The 644-nt window shown below is 53.6% G+C and carries 1 protein-coding gene; it reads right to left on the bottom strand.

Annotation, left to right across the window (positions count from 1 at the left end; all coding sequences use genetic code 11):
• Positions 1–187 precede the first annotated feature (187 nt).
• Positions 188–644: DUF7832 domain-containing protein (locus CA13_RS14410; RefSeq protein ID WP_419194356.1), on the bottom strand; the 457-nt coding region annotated here is incomplete at its 5' end.

Below are 644 nucleotides of genomic sequence, written 5' to 3'. Positions count from 1 at the left end.
TGCGTGTTGTCTCGAGCATGGAATCGAAAGACCTCGTCCCGACAACGGAAGGTTTTTACGACACCGCCCTGAACGAAGCGGACGATGTTTGAACTACGAGAGATTCTACCACCGGATGGAGGATTGAACAAACGACAGCGGTGTGCCGAAGGCCTAGCGTAAAAACCATGTTACACGCCCCGGCGAGCTACCGAGACGCGTTCCATTCGTTGAAGCGTTCGGTGATTCGATCGCAAATCGTCGCATAATTTTCCGGTGTGTCTTCGACATGGTAGGTCGTTGGAAGCCCGCCACACAACAAGGCCTCGTAGTCCGCGAGATATTGGCCGTTGGTCATGTCAAAGTAGTGCGCGGCGAATGCATTACCGGTGTCATTCATCATGTCGTCAACGAGTGCGCCATCGGTGATGATGAACAGGTCGCGAGCAGAAATTTTGCGAGTGCGGAAACGGGCGATATCATCGTTGAAGTCGTCGAGGAATTCGGCGTCAACCAAGTCGTGTTCGACGATCCAGCCGAAAAAGTAACCAGTGTGGGTGTAGGCGTAGTCTTCGTCGAGGTCAGCGGGGTAGTCACCACCAAAGTGCCACTTTGCCTTGTCGTAAACGGTGACGTCGGTCATGGAAAAGAAACCTAGGGGCGTG

It is taken from the genome of Novipirellula herctigrandis, assembly GCA_007859835.1.
GTDB classification, from domain to species: domain Bacteria; phylum Planctomycetota; class Planctomycetia; order Pirellulales; family Pirellulaceae; genus Novipirellula_A; species Novipirellula_A herctigrandis.
This window is presented reverse-complemented; position numbering and strand designations above follow the sequence as displayed.